Raw genomic sequence first — 18,729 nt, 5'->3', positions numbered from 1 at the left:
CCGGGATTTGGAATGCCGCGCTGTAACAGACGGCTGGAACGCGGGTATCCAAGGATACGACACCCGCTGCATGAGCCGATCCCCTCCATTCCCCCAGACCACCGAATTGCCCCCTTGGTGGGCAGGGGAATTAAGGGTAGCCAGAATGCAGTCTTTGACTAGGATGGCGGCATTCCTGGCCCTGCTCCCGGGTTCGGGAAGATTTCTTTTTCATGCTGAAATGAACTCACGTTTGCCGCAGCACCCCACACCGTCCCCACGGCTCTGTGCTTGCAGGAGCATCCGCAGGATCGTCGCCATCGTCTGGCTGTTCGCTTTCATCCCTGATCTCGGCCACGCCGCGGCGGGAGATCTGGACACCACCTTTGGCGGCGGCACAGGCAAGGTGACCACGGATGTTGGCAGCAACGACGCCTATGCCAGAGGCGTGGCATTGCAGAGTGATGGAAAGATCGTCGTGGCTGGACATGCCGACATCGGCACGAGAGACTTTGCGGTGGTGCGCTACAACGCCAGCGGCACGCTGGACATCACGTTCAACGGCAGCGGCAAGGTGTTCACGCCCATCGGCGGCAGCTACGACGAAGCTTATGCTGTAACGGTGCAAAGCGATGGAAAAATCATTGCGGCGGGATGGACCCGGAGCGGCAGCAGCAACGACAACTTTGCCGTGGTGCGCTACAACACTGACGGCACACTGGACACCAGTTTCTCTGGCGACGGCAAGCAGTCCACGGACTTTGGCACCAACCAGGAGTACGCCACCAGCGTGGCATTGCAGAGCGACGGCAAGATCGTCCTGGCGGGAGATTGTTCCAATGACTTCGCTCTGGCCCGCTACAATGCCGACGGCAGTCTGGACACGAGTTTCGGCAGCGGCGGCAAGGTGATCACCGACTTGGGTACAGGGGACACAAGCCAGGATAACATGACCATCCAGAGCGATGGCAAGATCCTGCTGACGGGACGTATCACGAACCCCACGCATGACTTCTTGCTGGTGCGTTACAACAGTGATGGCAGCCTTGACGCGAGTTTCGGCGAGGATGGAAAGGTGATCACTCCCGTCGGCAGCGGCGATGACTTCGGCCGCAGCGTGGTGGTGCAGAGCAATGGCAAAATCCTCGTGGCAGGAGACGCGGAAGGCGGCGCGCTCAGCGATTTTGCCGTGGTGTGTTACAATGGCGATGGAACGCTGGACAGCAGTTTCGGCAGCGGTGGCAAGGTGATCACGCAGATCAGCAGCAGCCACGACCGTGCTTATGACATGGCTTTGCAGAGCGACGGGAAAATCATCCTGGCCGGGTATTCCGGCAGCAATAGTGATTTTGCGCTGGTGCGTTACAACGGCGACGGCACACTGGACACCGGATTTGGCAGCGGCGGCAAGGTGACCATTCCCATCGGCAGCAGCACCGATGAAGCGTACAGCGTGGTCCTGCAGAGCAACGGCAGGATCGTCATGGCCGGCGAGTCCTGGGATGGGAGCGAATACGATTTTGCGGTGGTGCGACTGCTGGGTGATCCTTCCCCCCCAGAGATCAATCTCAGCGGCAACGGCGGCGGCATTGTCGATGGCGACCTCACGCCGTCCACGTCAGATCACACGGATTTTTCCACGGCGGAAATCATCGGCGGCACGGTCACGCGGACCTTTACCATCCAGAACACCGGAGAGACCGCGCTCACGCTCGGCAGTGTGACCGTGAGCGGGACGGATGCGACGGATTTTATCGTCAGCGCACAGCCGGCAACGCCGGTGACACCTTCTGGCTCCACCACCTTCCAGGTCATCTTTAATCCCAACGGGCCGGGTGTCCGTAGCGCGACACTTAGTTTCAGCAGCAACGATGGCGACGAAGGTGCATTCGACTTCGCCATCCAGGGCATCGGCACCGGATTTCCATCCTCGGGGCAACTCATCCGCCCTGGGAACTTATCAACGGGACTGCGTGCGTGGTGGAAAATGGATGAAGCCTCGGGAACTCGTATGGATGCTTCCGGCACGGGCAATCACCTGGCTTCACAAAACAATGTGGGCAGCGCCGTCGAGGATTATTGGGTCACAGGCGAACGCAGTGCGGATTTGGAGTCTTCCTCTTCTCAATACCTTTCCATCACGGATGCCGCTCAAACCGGGCTTGGGATGACTTCCACCTACACTTTCAGTGCCTGGATCAAGATGGAGTCCATCAATGACTTCATGCCAATCGCAGGCAAGACCGTCGGCACAAACGGTTACGCCTTTCTCATCCGCTCCAGCGGTGATTTGGCCGTCAACCACGGCACCGGGGTGGCCACTTTCTCCGCCGGACTGGCGGTGGGCAAGTGGCAGCATGTGGTCGTGGTTTATGATGATCCCAACGACAAACTTTCCTGCTACGTTGATGGCAATCTGAAAGGAGTGGCCGCCGTCACCACCAATCCTCCTGCCAGCACTGATTTCTTTGGCCTGGGCAAGCACAATGCCGACGGCATTTACTTCGACGGCATGATGAAGGACGTGGCTGTGTGGGAAAGGCCGCTCACGTCCGTGGAGGTCAAATCCCTCGCCTCCGGCATTGATGTGAGCACGACGTATCGTCCCGGAAACGTCACCGTGGCCCCGACGGCATGGTGGAAGTTGAATGAACTCTCCAGTGGTAGTTCAGCGGTGACTCGGTCCGACAGCGCTGGGGCACATCCGCTGGCGGACACGAACACCGTAGGGAGCGGTGGCGGCTATCTGGAAGGCGCAGCAGCGGATTTTATCGCTTCGAATTCGGAACTGATGAGTGCTGCGGATTCCGCAGACTGGACCATCGGAAGTGGGGATGCCTCTTTTGCCACTTGGGTGAGGTTTGACGTGGTCACAGCAGGCACGCCCTACCCCATATTTGGTCACAGCCAGGATGGATCGAACTTCTGGGACTTGTTCCTGGAATACGGTGGTGGGCAGCACAGCTTGATGGTGCATCAAGCTGTGGGAGGCTCTTTCAACCTCAGTCTTTCTGTGCCGTGGGCTCCATCTGCGGGGACGTGGTATCATGTGGCCTGGGTCAAACAAGGCAGCCAGCACCGCCTCTATGTGGATGGGCAAATGCTGGGCACTGCACAGAGCAGCGGCACGGCGCTGAATGATTTCACCGGCCCCGTGATGATAGGTCGCAAAGCAGGCCATGGCAGTATGTTCATAGATGGACGGCTGGCGGATGTGGCCTTCTGGAAAGGCTACGCGCTCTCTGCTACCGAGATCAAAGCGCTGGCAACGGCGCTGCCGGTGCAAAAGTCCGGCATCGTCTCCTACTGGCCGCTGGATGAGGCGAGCGGGACGCGGGCGGATGGTGTGGGCAGCAATCACCTCTCATCGGTGAACACTGTCAGCAATGGCACGGGCGTTGTCGGCAACGCTGCGGATTTTGAAGCGGATAGCAGTCAATACCTGAGCATCACCGATGCAGCGCAGAGCGGGCTGGACATCACACAAAACCTTACAGCGATCGCGTGGGTGAAACCGGAGTCCAGTTCGGCGTTAACGTTCGTGGACAAGACTGGGAATGACGAAGGCTACAGCCTGAACACGTCTGCTGGCAGCGCCTATTTCCTCGAGACCAACGGGGCGACCGTAATATCCACCACCTTGGCAAGTGCGGGATCGTGGCAGCACGTTGTTGGTGTTTGGGATGGAGCCAGGAAGTCCATTTGGGTCGATTCCCGGATGGAGAACTCCAGCGTGCAGACCGCCGGACCGAATAATACCACGACGGACTTTTTCCTCGGTCGGCATAATTCCATCGGTTCCCGCTACTGGGACGGCCTATTGGATGAAGTCGTAGTCGCCAAGCGTTCGTTCCGTGATGAAGAGGTGAAGGCAATTTATTTGCGCGGCCTGAATGGATTGAACGCCATGCCGGTACCAGACATCGTGATTGAACAGCCTGTGAGCACGGATTTGGTGGACGGCGTATCGACGGTGGATTTTGGCGGCACCACGGTGGCCTCAGTCCCAGTTACCAAGACCTTCACCATTCGCAACTCCGGCGAACTCGATCTCACCAGCCTCGCCGTGACCAAGAGCGGGGCCAATTCGGGTGATTTCACGGTCAACACCACCGGCATGAGCACCACGCTGACTCCGGGAGAAAGCACGACTTTCTCCGTGAACTTCGTGCCCTTGCAGGCGGGTGGTCGAAGTGTGAACATTCACATTGCTAGCAACGACTTGGACGAAAATCCTTTCGATATTACTCTCACCGGCGCAGGCAATTTGACCGCTGCCTTCACTTCCAAGTCGTATGTACCCGTGATCTCGAATGGCTTCACCGCCACGGGCAGCACGGTCAATCTGACTCTCAACTACGCCCCCACCACCGGGGACGAGCTGCTCGTGGTGAACAACACCAGCTTGGATCCCATCAACGGCACCTTCAGCAACCTCGCCAACGGCCAGACGGTGACGCTGAGCTACGGCGGCGTGAATTACGACTTCGTGGCCTACTACTACGGCGGGGAAGGCTACAACGACCTCGTGCTGCTGTGGAAGAATCGGCGGCTGGTGGCGTGGGGGTACAACAACTCAGGCCAGTTGGGAGACAACAGCATTGCCTCACGCAACAGCCCTGTTCTGGTCAACAACACGGGTGGGACATCCGCGCTGGCGGGGAAAGATATTGTGAGCATTACCACAGGCGGATCACATAGTTTAGCTCTCTGCACGGATGGAACCGTTTTAGCATGGGGCCACAATGGAGCCGGTCAATTGGGGGACAACACGACGGCGCCATCTCAAAGGGTGCCAGTGGTGGTGAACGCAGCTTCGGGCGTCTCAGCACTTTTTGGCAAGCGCGTTGTGGCCTTGGCGGCAGGCACTCAGTTCAGTGCGGCTCTATGTGCGGACGGCACCGTGGCGACTTGGGGAAGGAATGATTTCGGGCAGCTTGGAAATGGAACATCGGGGGGAGGTACTGCAACCAAGGTTCCGGGTGCCGTCAGTACGGCATCCGGTCAGTCGGCGCTCTTTGGCAAAAGAGTCGCCCAAATATCCCTCGGCTTTGAATACTGTTTGGCACTGACAACAGACGGCACCTTGGTATCTTGGGGAAGTAACACATACGGCTCGCTCGGTGATGGTTCACAGACTCACCGTTACCTTCCTGTATTAATTGATACTGGTTCAGGCACCTCCGCGCTCTTTGGAAAGACCGTCAAATCAGTGGCTGCTGGCGAGACACACAGTTTGGCTCTCTGCACAGATGGAGTGCTGACTTCATGGGGAAATTATGGAAGCGGGATGCTAGGAGACAACAGTGACAACATTTTTCGCACATCGCCTGTTTTGGTGAACCGAGATCAGGGTCTTTCAGCACTCTATAACAAGAGTGTCGCCATGATGGCCGGAGGATCATCCCACACGGTGGCGCTTTGCACGGACGGAACCATGACAGCATGGGGCAGCAATTTAGCCACTCTCGTAGGAGCCACCGACAGTCTTGTCCCTGCGTTCGTGAATGCGTCCACCAATGGCTCCGCTCTGATTGGAGTCACCCCCGTCAGCATTTATGCAGGATACCGCTACAGTCTGGCGCTCTGCACGAATGGAACCATTGTGTCCTGGGGTACCAATACAGAGGGGCAATTGGGCACTGGACAACCAGGAAACCCTACCATCTCTGTCCCTGTGCTCGTCAGCACAGCCTCGCTGACCTATGGTGAACGGTTTGTCGCCGCTGCAACCGATGCTCGCAGCGAACACAGCCTCGCCATCATCGCCACGCCGCCGCCGTTTCCTGAGGTCAGTGTGAACGAGACTGCCAGTGGTGAGTTGGAGGATGCTGTCGGCGCAATGGATTTCGGCACGACGCTGATCAATACCGCCGGGGCCACAAAGACATTCACGATTCAGAACATCGGCGGAGCCGATCTGACTGGACTGAATGTCACCAAAAGCGGGGCCAATGCATCGGAGTATGTGTTGGGCAGCCTCGGGGCTACCACCCTGGTTCCAGGTGGCAGCACGACTTTCACCGTCACCTTCATGCCCACGGTTGTCGGCACTCGGATCGCGGCCATCCAGATCGCCAGCAATGATGGCGATGAGAATCCCTTCGACATTGCGCTTACGGGCACGGCTTCCGGAACTTTAACGGCCGCCTTCGCCGCCAGCGGCGACATCCCACTGACCAGCAACGGCTTCACCGCCACCGGCAGCACGGTGAACCTCACGCTGAGCTTCGCCCCGTCACCCTTCTCCACACTGACCGTGGTGAACAATACCAGCGTGAATCCGATCACCGGCACCTTCACGAATCTGGCGCAGGGCCAGACGGTGACGCTGAGTTTCGGCGGCACGGACTACCGCTTCTTTGCCGACTACTTCGGTGGCACTGGCAATGACCTCGTGCTCGTGCTGCACGGGCCGGGGGTGCTGGATTACAGCTTCAATGGCAGTGGAAAGGTGAAAACTGCCATCGGCAGCGGTAATGAGCAGGCCAGGGCCGTCGCGGTGCAGCCGGATGGGAAGGTCGTGGCGGTGGGACACACGCAGGATGACTTCGCGGTCGTGCGCTACAACGTGGACGGCTCGCTGGACTCCAGCTTTGGCACCGGCGGGAAGGTGACGACAGCCATCGGAACAGAGACGGACGAGGCGCATGGCGTGGCGGTGCAGGCAGACGGGAAGATCGTGGTGGTCGGGTTTGCCCAGACCAGCGGTGTGCGGAGTGTGGCGGTGGTGCGCTACAACTCGAACGGCACGCTGGACACGAGCTTTGATGGCGATGGCAAGGCGGTCAGTCTCGTGGCCGTCGCGGGCGGAGAGGGGCGGGATGTGGTGCTGCAAAGCGATGGCAAGATCGTGGTGGGCGCTGATCACTGGAGCGGCACGGACACGGACTTCGCCCTGCTGCGCTTCAACACGAATGGCAGCCTGGACACGAGCTTTGGCGCGGGTGGGATCGTGACGACGGCGCAGGCGGGCAGGCATGACGAGGCCACCTGCGTGGCCTTGGCACCTGATGGGAAGATCGTCCTCGGCGGTTATTACCAACTGAACACGGATTATGTGATCGAGCTGGCCCGCTACCAGACCAATGGCACGCTGGACACCACCTTCAGCGGCGACGGCATCGTGACCACGCAGCTCGGCGCGGCTGAAAGGGCGAATGATGTGATCGTGCAGCCGGATGGGAAGATCGTGCTCGTGGGCCAGGGGCCTGGCGGTGGCGGCAATGACGGCATCGTGCTCCGCTATAATCTCGACGGCACGCTGGACACGAGTTTTGACAGCGACGGAATCGTGGGGCTAACAATGGGCGGCTATGGCGACTACTCCCACGGCGTGGCGCTGCAATGGGATGGCAAGATCCTCGTGGCAGGCATCACAGAGGACGGCGTGGCGGCGAACATGATGCTGGCGCGCTTCCTCGCGAACGGGACGCTGGACACGAGTTTCGGCGGCACCGGCCTAGTCAGCACGTCCCTCGGTGCCACGAGCTCCGATTTCGCACATGCCATGGCTTTGACACCTGACGGCCGCATCGTGCTGGCCGGGCTGACCACGGTCGATGGGACGTGGGATTTCGCTGCCGCGCGGTTTCTGGTGGAGACGGAGCGGCAGGTCACCTTCACCTCCGCAGGCACGGTTCCGTTCACCGCGCCTGCCTTCGCCGCCACAGGACAGACGGTGGACATCACGCTGGGCTTCGTGCCCACGCCGGGACAAGTCCTCACCCTGGTGAACAACACAGGTTCGTTGCCGATCAGCGGCGCGTTCACCAATCTCGCGGACGGAGCTGTCATTTCGCCGGCCTACAACGGCATCTCCTACCCTTTCCGCGCCAGCTACACCGGGGGCACGGGTAATGATCTCACGCTCACGGCGCTGGCCGGAGCGCTGGACGCCACGTTCAGCACGGATGGCATTGTGACGACAGCAGTTGGCGGCGCGGCGGATGTGCCCTACGGGGTGGCGGAACAAAGCGATGGCAAGATCGTGGCCGTGGGGCTGTCCTTCAATGGCAGCAACAACGACTTCGCCGTGTTACGCTACCTCGCCGACGGAAGTTTGGATGGCAGCTTCGGCACCGGTGGCAAGGTGACCACCGCCATCGGCGGCGGGGATGACACCGCAGTTCATGTCTCGTTGCAGAACGATGGCAAGATTGTCGTCTCGGGGTGGTCCCACAATGGCAGTAACAATGACTATGCGCTGGTGCGCTACAACGCCAACGGCACCTTGGACACCAGCTTCAATGGCACAGGGAAAGTCACCACCCCCATCGGCAGCAGCGATGATACGGGCGGGCGTAACGTGATCCAGAGTGATGGCAAAATTGTGGTCTCCGGGTGGTCTGACAGCGGCGGCAACATCAACTTCGCTTTGGTGCGCTATAACTCGAACGGGAGCCTCGACACGAGTTTCAACGGCACGGGGAAAGTCACCACCGACTTCTCCGGCGGCCAGGATGTCTCCAACGGTGTGGTGGTGCAGAATGATGGCAAAATTCTCGCCGCTGGAACCATCCCCGGCAGCCCGTTTGGAATGGCTCGTTACAACGCAGATGGCAGCCTTGATGCCAGCTTTGGCAGCGGGGGAAAGGTGACCACCACGGTCAGCGGTGGCGGCCAGGGGAACAGCGTGGCGCTTCAGAGTGATGGCAAGATCGTATGCGCAGGCTATAACAACCCAGGAAACGCCGCCCTCATTGACTTCGTGGTGCTGCGCTACAACACCGATGGCAGCCTGGACACCAGCTTTGATGGAGATGGCAAAGTGATCACCGATGTCGGCGGCAACACGGATGAGGCGCGCAAGGTGATGATCCAGAACAACGGAAAAATCGTCGTGGCCGGAGGGTCGCTCATTGGAGCCAATTACGCTTTCTCCCTGGTGCGCTACCACACCAGTGGCAGCCTCGACCTGAGCTTTGGTGGCACGGGCATGGTGACAACGGCCATCGGCAGCGGCAGCGATTACGGCACCACGATGGGGCTGCAAAGCGACGGGAAGATTCTGGTCGTCGGCCAGTCTCACAACGGCAGCAACAACGACTTTGCGCTCGCCCGGTATCTGGTGGAAACGAATCACGAAGCCGTGTTCGCTTCTGCTGCCGACGTGCCGCTGAACTCGAACGGCTTCACCGCCACCGGGCAGACGCTGAACCTCATGCTGGATTTCGCGCCGATCATTGGGACGGAACTCATGTTGGTGAACAACACGAGCTCGAATCCGATCAGCGGCACATTCACCAACCTCGCCAATGGCGTGACGGTGCCGCTGACCTACAACAGCGTGACGTACAACTTCATCGCCAACTACACTGGCGGCACGGGCAATGACCTCACGCTGCTGCTGCCGGGGCCGGGGGCACTGGATTACACGTTTAACGGCAGCGGGAAGACGACGACGGGCTTCGGTGCGGGGAATGATGGCGCTCATGCAGTGGTGGTGCAGCCGGATGGAAAGATCGTGGCCGTGGGAGCTTCCGGGAACTACCCAGAGGAAGATTTTGCGCTGGCTCGCTACCATGCGAACGGCGCGCTGGACACCAGCTTCAATGGCACCGGTAAAATCACGCTGGGACTGGCACAGAACGACGTGCTGGAGGGCGTGGCGCTGCAAAGTGACGGGAAGATCGTGGCAGTGGGTTACACGGGAGCGACCACGCCCCATGACTTCGCCGTGCTGCGGTATAACAGCGACGGGACGCCGGATACGAGCTTCAATGGCAACGGCAGAGTGATCACGGCGGTCGGGAGCGGCGATGATCTCGGCTACGGCGTGGTGGTGCAGACCGATGGAAAGATTGTTGTGGCAGGCGCGGCAGACAGTGATTTTGCCGTGGTGCGCTACAACACCAATGGCTCGCTGGACACGAGCTTCAATGGCACCGGCATGGTGACGACCAGCTTCGTTGCAGGGTACGAATCAGGTACCAGCCTGGTGTTGCAAAGCGACGGCAAGATCGTGGCGGCGGGATATGCGCACAACGGAACCAACTACGACTTCGCCGTGGTTCGGTTCCATGCCAACGGGACGCTGGACACGGGCTTCAACGGCACGGGCAAAGTGATAACGTCCATCGGCAGCGGGAACGACCAGCCCTACTTCGTGGCCATTCAGACGAATGGAAAAATTCTGCTGGCAGGCTTCACCACCAACGGGAGCGTCGATGACGCTGCTTTGGTCCGCTACAATACGGATGGCTCGCTCGACACCAGTTTCGGCGGCACCGGAAAGATCGTCACTGCCATCGGCACGGGCGATGACGCTGCACACTCGCTGGCCCTGACCCTGGATGGAAAAATCCTGGCGGGTGGCTATGCCACAACGAACAGCAACGCCGACTTCGCCCTGCTGCGCTACAACACAAATGGCACGCTCGACTCCAGCTTTGGCAACGGCGGCAAGATCATCACCGCCATCGGTTCCGGGAACGACAAAGCGCTCGGCATGGCTGTGCAGGCCGATGGAGGCATCGTTTTGGCCGGATCGAGCTTCAATGGTGTTGATGACGATTTTGCGATGGTGCGCTATCAGACCGAGACCACGCATGACGTGACTTTCGCCGCTGAATCAAGCGTGCCGCTGAATGCGAATGGCTTCACGGCCACGGTGCACACGGTGAACATCTCACTTGGCTTTGCGCCTTCGGTTGGTGCGGAATTGCGATTGGTGAACAACACCGGCTCCAATCCCATCACCGGCACCTTCACGAACATCGCCAATGGTGCGACGGTGCCGCTGGTCTTCAACACCATCACCTACAACTTCATCGCCAACTACAGCGGCGGCACGGGGAATGATCTGACGCTGCTGCTGCCGGGGCCGGGCGCGCTGGATTACACGTTCAATGGCAGCGGGCGGGTGACGACGGTGATCGGCGGCAGCCTTGATTATGGCAACACGGTCACTGTGCAGTCAGATGGAAAAGCCCTCGTTGCTGGCTATGCCTTCAATGGCGCGAACAATGACTTCGCGGTGACGCGCTACAACACCGATGGCAGCCTGGACACCAGCTTCGGCGGCACGGGGAAGGTTGTCACATCCATCGGCGTCGGCAACGATGAGGCGCAAGGCGTCGCTGTGCAGAGCGACAGGAAGATCATCGTAGCGGGCCACGCTTCGAACGGCAGCGACCGTGACTTCGTCGTGGTGCGCTACCATCCCGGAGGCAGTCTGGACACGAGCTTCAATGGCACAGGCAAAGTCGTGCTGCCCATCGGCAGCGGTGAGGATCTGGGCAACTGCGTGGTCCTACAGGCCGATGGCAGGATCATCGTGGCTGGATACGCCTTCGTGGCAGGCAATGCGGACTTTGCGCTGGCCCGTCTCAACACCAACGGAACGCTCGACACCACCTTCAACGGCAACGGCATCGCCACAGCCGCCGTCAGCGCCAGCCATGATGTGATTCGCAGCGTGGTCATGCAGGGGGATGGAAAAATCGTGGTGTCAGGCTATTCCACCACGGGCGGACAAGACTTCGCCGTGGCGCGATTCCTGCCGTCAGGCGCCCTGGACACGACTTTCAACACCACCGGCACGGTCACCACTTCGTTCGGCCCAGGCGATGACGTGGGTCAGAACGTGGCGGTGCTGCCGGACGGTCGCCTCCTCGTGGGAGGTTACGCTTCCATCGGCGGCAACAACGACCTCGCCCTAGCGCGCTACACGGCCACCGGGGCGCTGGACACCACCTTCGGCAGCGGTGGCATGGTCACCACGGCTATCGGTGGCGGCCACGATGTGGGCAGCATGGCGGTGCAGGCGGATGGCAGGATCGTGATGGCAGGCTTTGGTTTCGGCGTCTCCAATTATGATGTCGTGCTCGCACGCTATCTCGCGAACGGCAGCCTGGACACGAGCTTCAGAAGCACCGGCAAAGCCATCTTCCCGGTCGGTGACGGTGAAGACTATTTCAATAGCCTCGCCTTTCAGAGCGATGGCAAAATCCTCGTGGCAGGCAGCCCCCAGATCGGCGGCGTGCATCAGTTTGGCGTGCTCCGGCTGCTGAACGACACCACCCATGCGGTGGCCTTCAACTCCGCCGCCGATGTGCCGCTGAACGCCAATGGCTTCACGGCCAGCGGCCAGACGCTGAACCTCACGCTGGGTTTCATGCCAGATCCAGGCACGAGCCTCAAAGTGATCAATAACACGGCGCTGAGTCCGATCAGCGGCGAGTTCGTGAATCTGGCGCACGGGCAGGCGGTGACGCTGAACTACAGCGGCACGGATTACAGCTTTGTGGCGAACTTCTTTGACGGGGATGGCAATGATCTGGTGCTGGAGTGGGCTTACACGCGGTTGCTGGCCTGGGGGAACAATGGGGATGGCAATCTGGGGATCAACAGCACGACTTCGCAGCTCAATCTGCCGACAGCGGTCACTGCATCGGCTGCGATCTATGGAAAAACGACCACGGGCGTGTCCGCAGGCAATGCGCACAGTCTGGCGGTGGCCTCGGACGGCACGGTGGCTGCATGGGGTTACAACGGGGTGGGCCAGCTTGGCAATGGCGGCACGACGACCTCGCTGACACCGGTGGCAGTGAACATGGCGGGGGTGCTGGCGGGCAAAAAGGTGGTCGCTGTTTCGGCAGGCTGGATGCACAGCATGGCGTTGTGCTCGGACGGGACGGTGGCGGCGTGGGGTCACGGCGGTTATGGGCAACTGGGCAACAACAGCACGCTGAACAGCCCGGTGCCGGTGCTGGTGAATCTCGCCGGCGTGCTGGCGGGCAAACGTGTCGTCGCTGTGGCGGCGGGTTTCAGTCACAGTGCGGCTTTGTGCAGCGACGGCACCGTGGTGTGCTGGGGGGACAATGACTCGAAGCAACTGGGGGATGGTGGCAGCGCGCGCAGTCCGGTGCCGGTGGCGGTGGTGACTTCGGGCGTGCTGTTGGGAAAAACAGTGGTCGCGATTGCCGCAGGGTACAGTCACACCCTGGCACGATGCTCCGATGGCACGGTGGTGGCATGGGGATCAAACGCGAACAAACAACTGGGAAACAACAGCACGGCGAACAGCAATCTTCCGGTGGCGGTGGACACGGCAGGGGTGCTGAACGGAAAGTTCGTGACGCAGATCGCGGCGGGGGGCGATGGCAGCATGGTGATATGCTCGGACGGCACGGTGGCGGCATGGGGCAGCAATGATCGCGGCCAGGTCGGAAACAACACGGTGGGCAGCAGTTATGGCACGCCGCAGGCGGTGGACTTGAGCACAGCGCTGAGCGGAAAGACGATCACGGGCATCGGCGCGGGCTTCCGGCATGGTCTGGCGGTGTGCGCGGATGGCAGCATGTCTGCATGGGGATCCAATGTTTACGGACAGCTCGGCATCAACAGCGTGGTGGACAGTCAGGTGCCAGTGACGGTACTCACCAGCATGCTGGACGGCACGGAGCGCTTCGTGGCGGCCACGGGCGGCTGCTACACGAATCATGTGCTGGCGATTGTCGGCACGACGGCACCGGAGCCGATGATTGTGGTGGAGCAGCCTGCGGGAACGAGCATCGCCGATGGTTCGAGTCAAAACTATGGCACCACCCTGAACGGCACGACAAAGACCCGCACGTTCATCATCAAAAACACCGGCACGGCGACGCTGGGAGGCATCGATATCACCATCACTGGCAGCGCGGCTGCTCAGTATGCATTGACCACCAGTCCTGCAACGAGCGTGGCACCGGGAGACTCGACCTCTTTCACGCTGGCCTTCACGCCGATCTCGACCGGGCCTAAACCGGCCACACTGCGCATCGCCAACAACGTCAGCGGCACGTTGAATCCGTTCGATATCACGCTGTCTGGACTAGGATCCGCCGCGCTGCCGCTCGTTTATACGACGGGCGCCGAGGTGCCTGCCACTGCCAATGGCTTCACGGCGGGTGGAAAATCCGTCACCATCAATGCCGCCACGCTGAACTATGCGCCAGTGACGGGCACGAGGTTGATGGTTGTGAACAACACTGGCACGGGGTTCATCAGCGGTGCGTTCAGTAATCTGGCCCATGGCCAGGTGGTCCCGCTCACATACAACAGCATCACCTACAACTTCATTGCCAGCTACTATGGTGGCACCGGCAACGATCTGGTGCTGCATTGGGCCGGCAATCGGCTGCTGGCCTGGGGCACAAATAGCTCCGGCACCTTCGGTAACAACAGCACAGCCAGCAGCAATGTGCCCATGGCGGTTGACATGTCCGGAGTGCTGTCCGGCAAGACCGTGGTCGCCGTGGCCGCAGCCGAGCATCACAGCCTTGCGCTTTGCACGGATGGCACGCTGGCCGCTTGGGGCGCGAACAATGCGGGTCAGCTAGGAGATGACACGACCACGAATCGACTCGTGCCGGTGCTGGTGAACACGACCACGGGCGTCTCGGCGCTGTTTGGCAAAACCGTCGTCGCCATCGCCGCAGGCTATGATTTCAGCATGGCGCTGTGTTCCGATGGCAGCGTGGCAACGTGGGGCGTCAATAGCGTCGGCCAGCTCGGGGACAACTCGACGACGGACCGTCATGCGCCCGTGCTGGTGAACACGACGGGTGTGCTGGCGGGCAAGAGCGTGACCACGATTTCTGCCGGCCTTGATTTCTGCCTCGCGCAGTGCGCAGATGGCACGGCAGCAGCCTGGGGGGCGAACAGCATCGGCCAGCTCGGCAACGACAGCACGACGGACAGCGCCGTGCCCGTGGCCGTGAGCATGGCGGGCGTTTTGGCAGGCAAATCGGTGACCGCAGTGGCGGCGGGGCATTACCATGGCCTTGCCCTCTGCACCGATGGCACGTTGGCGGCTTGGGGTGACAACACCTTTGGCGAACTGGGCAACAACAGCACAGAAGGCAGCGCGGTCCCTGTCCAGGTCAGCAGCGGCGGACCGCTGACCGGGAAGACGCCGGTCTCCGTCGCCGCAGGGCAGTTTCACAGCCTGGCCCTATGTGCGGATGGCACGCTGGTGACTTGGGGTGACAACACGACCGGTCAGCTTGGCCTCAACGGCATCACCGAGAGCCATGTGCCCGTGGTCGTCACATCTTCCGGCGTGCTTGCTGGCAAAATGGTGTCCTTGATGACCTCCGGCCAGTCACACAGCATGGTTTCGCTTACCGATGGCACTTTGGCAGCATGGGGTGACAATGCACTCGGACAGATCGGTGACGGCACAACCACGGGCCGCTTCCTGCCGGTCGCCATAAATACGACAGCCTTGGCTGCAGGGGAGCGCATCACCAAGGCTGGCGGTGGTGCCACCGCATCACACAGCATGAGCATCGTGGCCATGCCGCTGGCCAGCGGCGGCGCGCCGGTGGTCAGCACGAACGCGGCGGAGAGCATCAACAAGACCAGCGCCACGCTCAAAGGGCTGGTCAATCCGAGCGGCACGGCCACGACGGCCTATTTTGAGTACGGCCTGACGACAAGCTACGGCAGCGTCATTCCTGGAGTGCCTCAATCGGTGGGCAGCGGCAGCGCATCGCAGACTGTCACGCAGCCGCTCACCGGCCTGGAGCCGAACACGCCCTACCATTTCCGCATCGTCGCCAGCAACACGAACGGCACGGTCGTCGGTGATGATTTCAGCTTTGTGACACTTCAGGATCCGCCGGTGGTCATCACCAGCGGGGTCAACCCGAACAACATCACCAACACCACCGCCATCCTGCCCGGCACGGTGAACCCGAACGGCCGGGCGACGACGGTGTACTTCGAGTTTGGCCTCACCGACCAGTATGGGAACACCACCGCGCCGCAAAACCTCGCCGCCGGCTCCAGCAATGTGAACGTGACCGCACCGGTCAGCGGCCTGACGCTCGGCACGACCTACCACTTCCGCATCGTGGCCGAAAACAACGGCGGCACGGCCCACGGTGAAGACGCGATATTCACCACCACCTCGATCTCCGCTCCGACCCTCGGCACTGTATCCGCCAGCGGCTTCACCACGACTGGTGCGACGCTCAATGGCAGCGTCAATCCGAACGGCGCCATCACGAACGCTTTCTTCGAATATGGACTCACCACGACCTACACGAACGTCACCGGCACGACGGGCATCGCGGCCGGAACTTCTGCGGTGAATGTCGCCTTGCCGGTCTCTGCTCTGGCTCCGGGCACGCTGTATCATTACCGGCTCGTCACGGAAAACAGCGCGGGCATCACCCGCAGCGGTGACGCCACCTTCACCACGCTGCCGCTGCCGCCCATCGTCGAAACGCTGGCCGCCACGCCGCTGAGCACCACCAGCACGAGGCTCCACGGCACGGTGCGTGCGCAGAACGGCACTGCTGTCGTCACCTTCGAGTACGGCACGGATGGAGTGAACTTCCCGAACTCGCTTACTGCCACCCCGTCGCCGGTCACGGGGGATGCGGTGACCAATGTCAGCGTCGATCTCACCAACCTGCTCCAGTTCACCACCTACCACTTCCGCGTGCGTGCGGTGAGCAGCGGCGGCAACACGCCCGGCGGCATCCTCACCTTCCAGCCGCAGGTCATCTCCGGCCTGCTCCAGCAGTTCCCGAATGCTCCACCGGCATCGAATGGCACCCTCACGGTCACGCTGGCTCCCACGGGGCTTTTGAGCGGCTGGCGCTTCGTGGGCGAGCATCGCTGGCGTGCCTCCGGCGAAACCGCGACCGGTTTGGTGCATGGGTCGCGTGTGATCGAGTTCCGCCCGGTGCCGGGTTACCTCCAGCCGGGCACGGATTCGGTGAACGTCACCGCCGCCGGTCAGGTGGCGGACTATGAATACTACGCCACGCCCTCCGCAGGCAGCGGCGGCATTCACATGGTGCTGAAGCCGGATACGTTGGCGCAGGCCGTGAACGAAACCGATCGCGGCCAGTGGCGGCTGCTGGGCGAGACGACATGGCGCGACAGTGCGACGACAGCCTCGTCTCTTCCGGCGGGCAGTTACCTCGTGGAGTGCAAGGCTGTCTCCGGCTACTCCACGCCGGTGCTTGTGAACATCGTCGTCAGCAGCGGGCAGACGGTGAACCCGACCATCGTGTATGCGGATGCCTTCAGTCCGACGGGCACGCCGCCATCCGTTCTGACCTTCAGCACCGTCTCCACCGATGCCACGAAGCCTTACGGCTATGTCGGCCAGATCCGCAGCCACTCGGGGCTCGGCACAGGCTTCGCCGTCAAACAGCGCGTCGTCGCCACGGCGGGGCATGTCGTGTTTGATGAAGGCACGCTCGCCTCGGTGCAGGGCTTGCAATGGCTGCCGCAAGCGGACGCGGGCGGCCATGAGCCGCTGCCGGTCACACCGCGCGGCTACTATTTGATCGACGGTTATGCCACCCAGCGTGCCACGGAGACTCCCGGATCATTCTCCCTCGCCTCACGCCAGAAGGACGTGGCCGCGTTGTATTTCGTGAACGACACGGACGCGGCGCGCACCGGCTTCGCTGGCTTCCTGGCGAGCGACTTGACCAACAACGAGTTCCTGATCTCCAACGCACAGAAGATGCTCGTTGGCTATCCGGTAGACGGCATCGCAGCGCCGGACCAAGGGCGCATGCACGCCACACCGGCGGCCAATTTGAGCTTCACCGGGCTGACGGACCGTGTCTTTGCCACCATCGGCGTCCGCAGCACCGGCGGCAACAGCGGCGGGCCGCTCTGCGTGCAGCACACGAATGGAAACTGGTATCCCGCCGCCATCTACCTCGGCGGAGCCACGCAGAGCATCGTGCGCGCCATCGACAGCGCCGTCATCCAGCTTTTCGACACCGCGCAACAAAGCGGCATCGACGATCAAGGCTACACCGGCGGCGGCATCACCCACACCGGATACGCGGCGGGCGGCGGCACAGCCAGCAAAGGAGCCGCCATCATCAACATCACGCCTGCAGGTTCGGGCTGGCGACCCTTGGGATCGACGAAATCCTTTACCTTCAGCGGGAACACCCGTTCTGATCTCACACCAGGCACCATGTTCGTCGAGTTCGTGCCAGTGAGCGGCTACCAGACTCCTGTGAACCAAACCATTGTGGTGGTCGCCAGCAGCACGGAGACCTACGCCATCGAATTCCTGCCCAGCCTCACTCCGCAGGAAAGCTGGAGGCAGGTAAACTTCGGCACCACCGCCAACAGCGGCAGCGCCGCCGACAGCGCCGATCCTGACCTCGACGGGCTGAACAACGCCGCCGAATACACCGCCGGGACCAATCCGAACAGCGCGGCGGACGTGTTCAAGGTGCAGACCGCGCAGAAAAGCGGCAGCACCTTCACCCTGACCACCGCAGGCAAAAACGGCCGCACCTACATCCTGGAGCGTAACGCCACGCTGGGCGGCACCTGGGACACCGTCACAACCCAGGGACCGCTGGGCAGTGATGGCACCGTGACGCTGACCGACCTGGCCACCCTGGCGGGGAAGGCGTTTTACCGCATTCGCGTCACAGGGCCGTGATCATCTGAATCATTTCATTTTGCCAGCCAATGAAAGTCTTCCGTCTTCCTTTCCTCGCCATGTGGATGGCGTTGATGGCGGGCGGCATTCATGCGGCACCAGGGGATTTGGACACGTTGTTTGGCACCGCTGGCAAAGTCACGACATCAATCGGCGGCGGTGATGACCGCGGGCATGCGGTGGTGATGCAGAGCGACGGCAAGCTGGTGGTGGCGGGGTATTATTACAACGGCAGCAACAACGACTTTGCCGTGGTGCGCTATAACGCCGACGGCACGCTGGACACGAGCTTCAATGGCACTGGCAAGGCGACCTGCGACTTCGGC

General features: G+C 61.3%; 1 protein-coding gene and 1 pseudogene. Both read left to right on the top strand.

Annotated features, from left to right (window positions below; genetic code table 11):
* Positions 1-220 precede the first annotated feature (220 nt).
* Complete coding sequence (locus U1A53_RS20335) at positions 221-18,403, top strand: LamG-like jellyroll fold domain-containing protein (RefSeq protein ID WP_322283694.1); 18,183 nt, start codon at positions 221-223, stop codon at positions 18,401-18,403.
* 29 nt (positions 18,404-18,432) lie between these two features.
* Positions 18,433-18,729, top strand: a pseudogene (locus U1A53_RS20330) (delta-60 repeat domain-containing protein); the annotation flags it as partial.

The organism is Prosthecobacter sp. (assembly GCF_034366625.1).
GTDB lineage: Bacteria > Verrucomicrobiota > Verrucomicrobiia > Verrucomicrobiales > Verrucomicrobiaceae > Prosthecobacter.
This window is presented reverse-complemented; position numbering and strand designations above follow the sequence as displayed.

Bases quoted from the DNA above. Each gene is read 5' to 3' on its own strand.
- U1A53_RS20335 (WP_322283694.1), top strand. From the start codon at position 221: ATGAACTCACGTTTGCCGCAGCACCCCACACCGTCCCCACGGCTCTGT.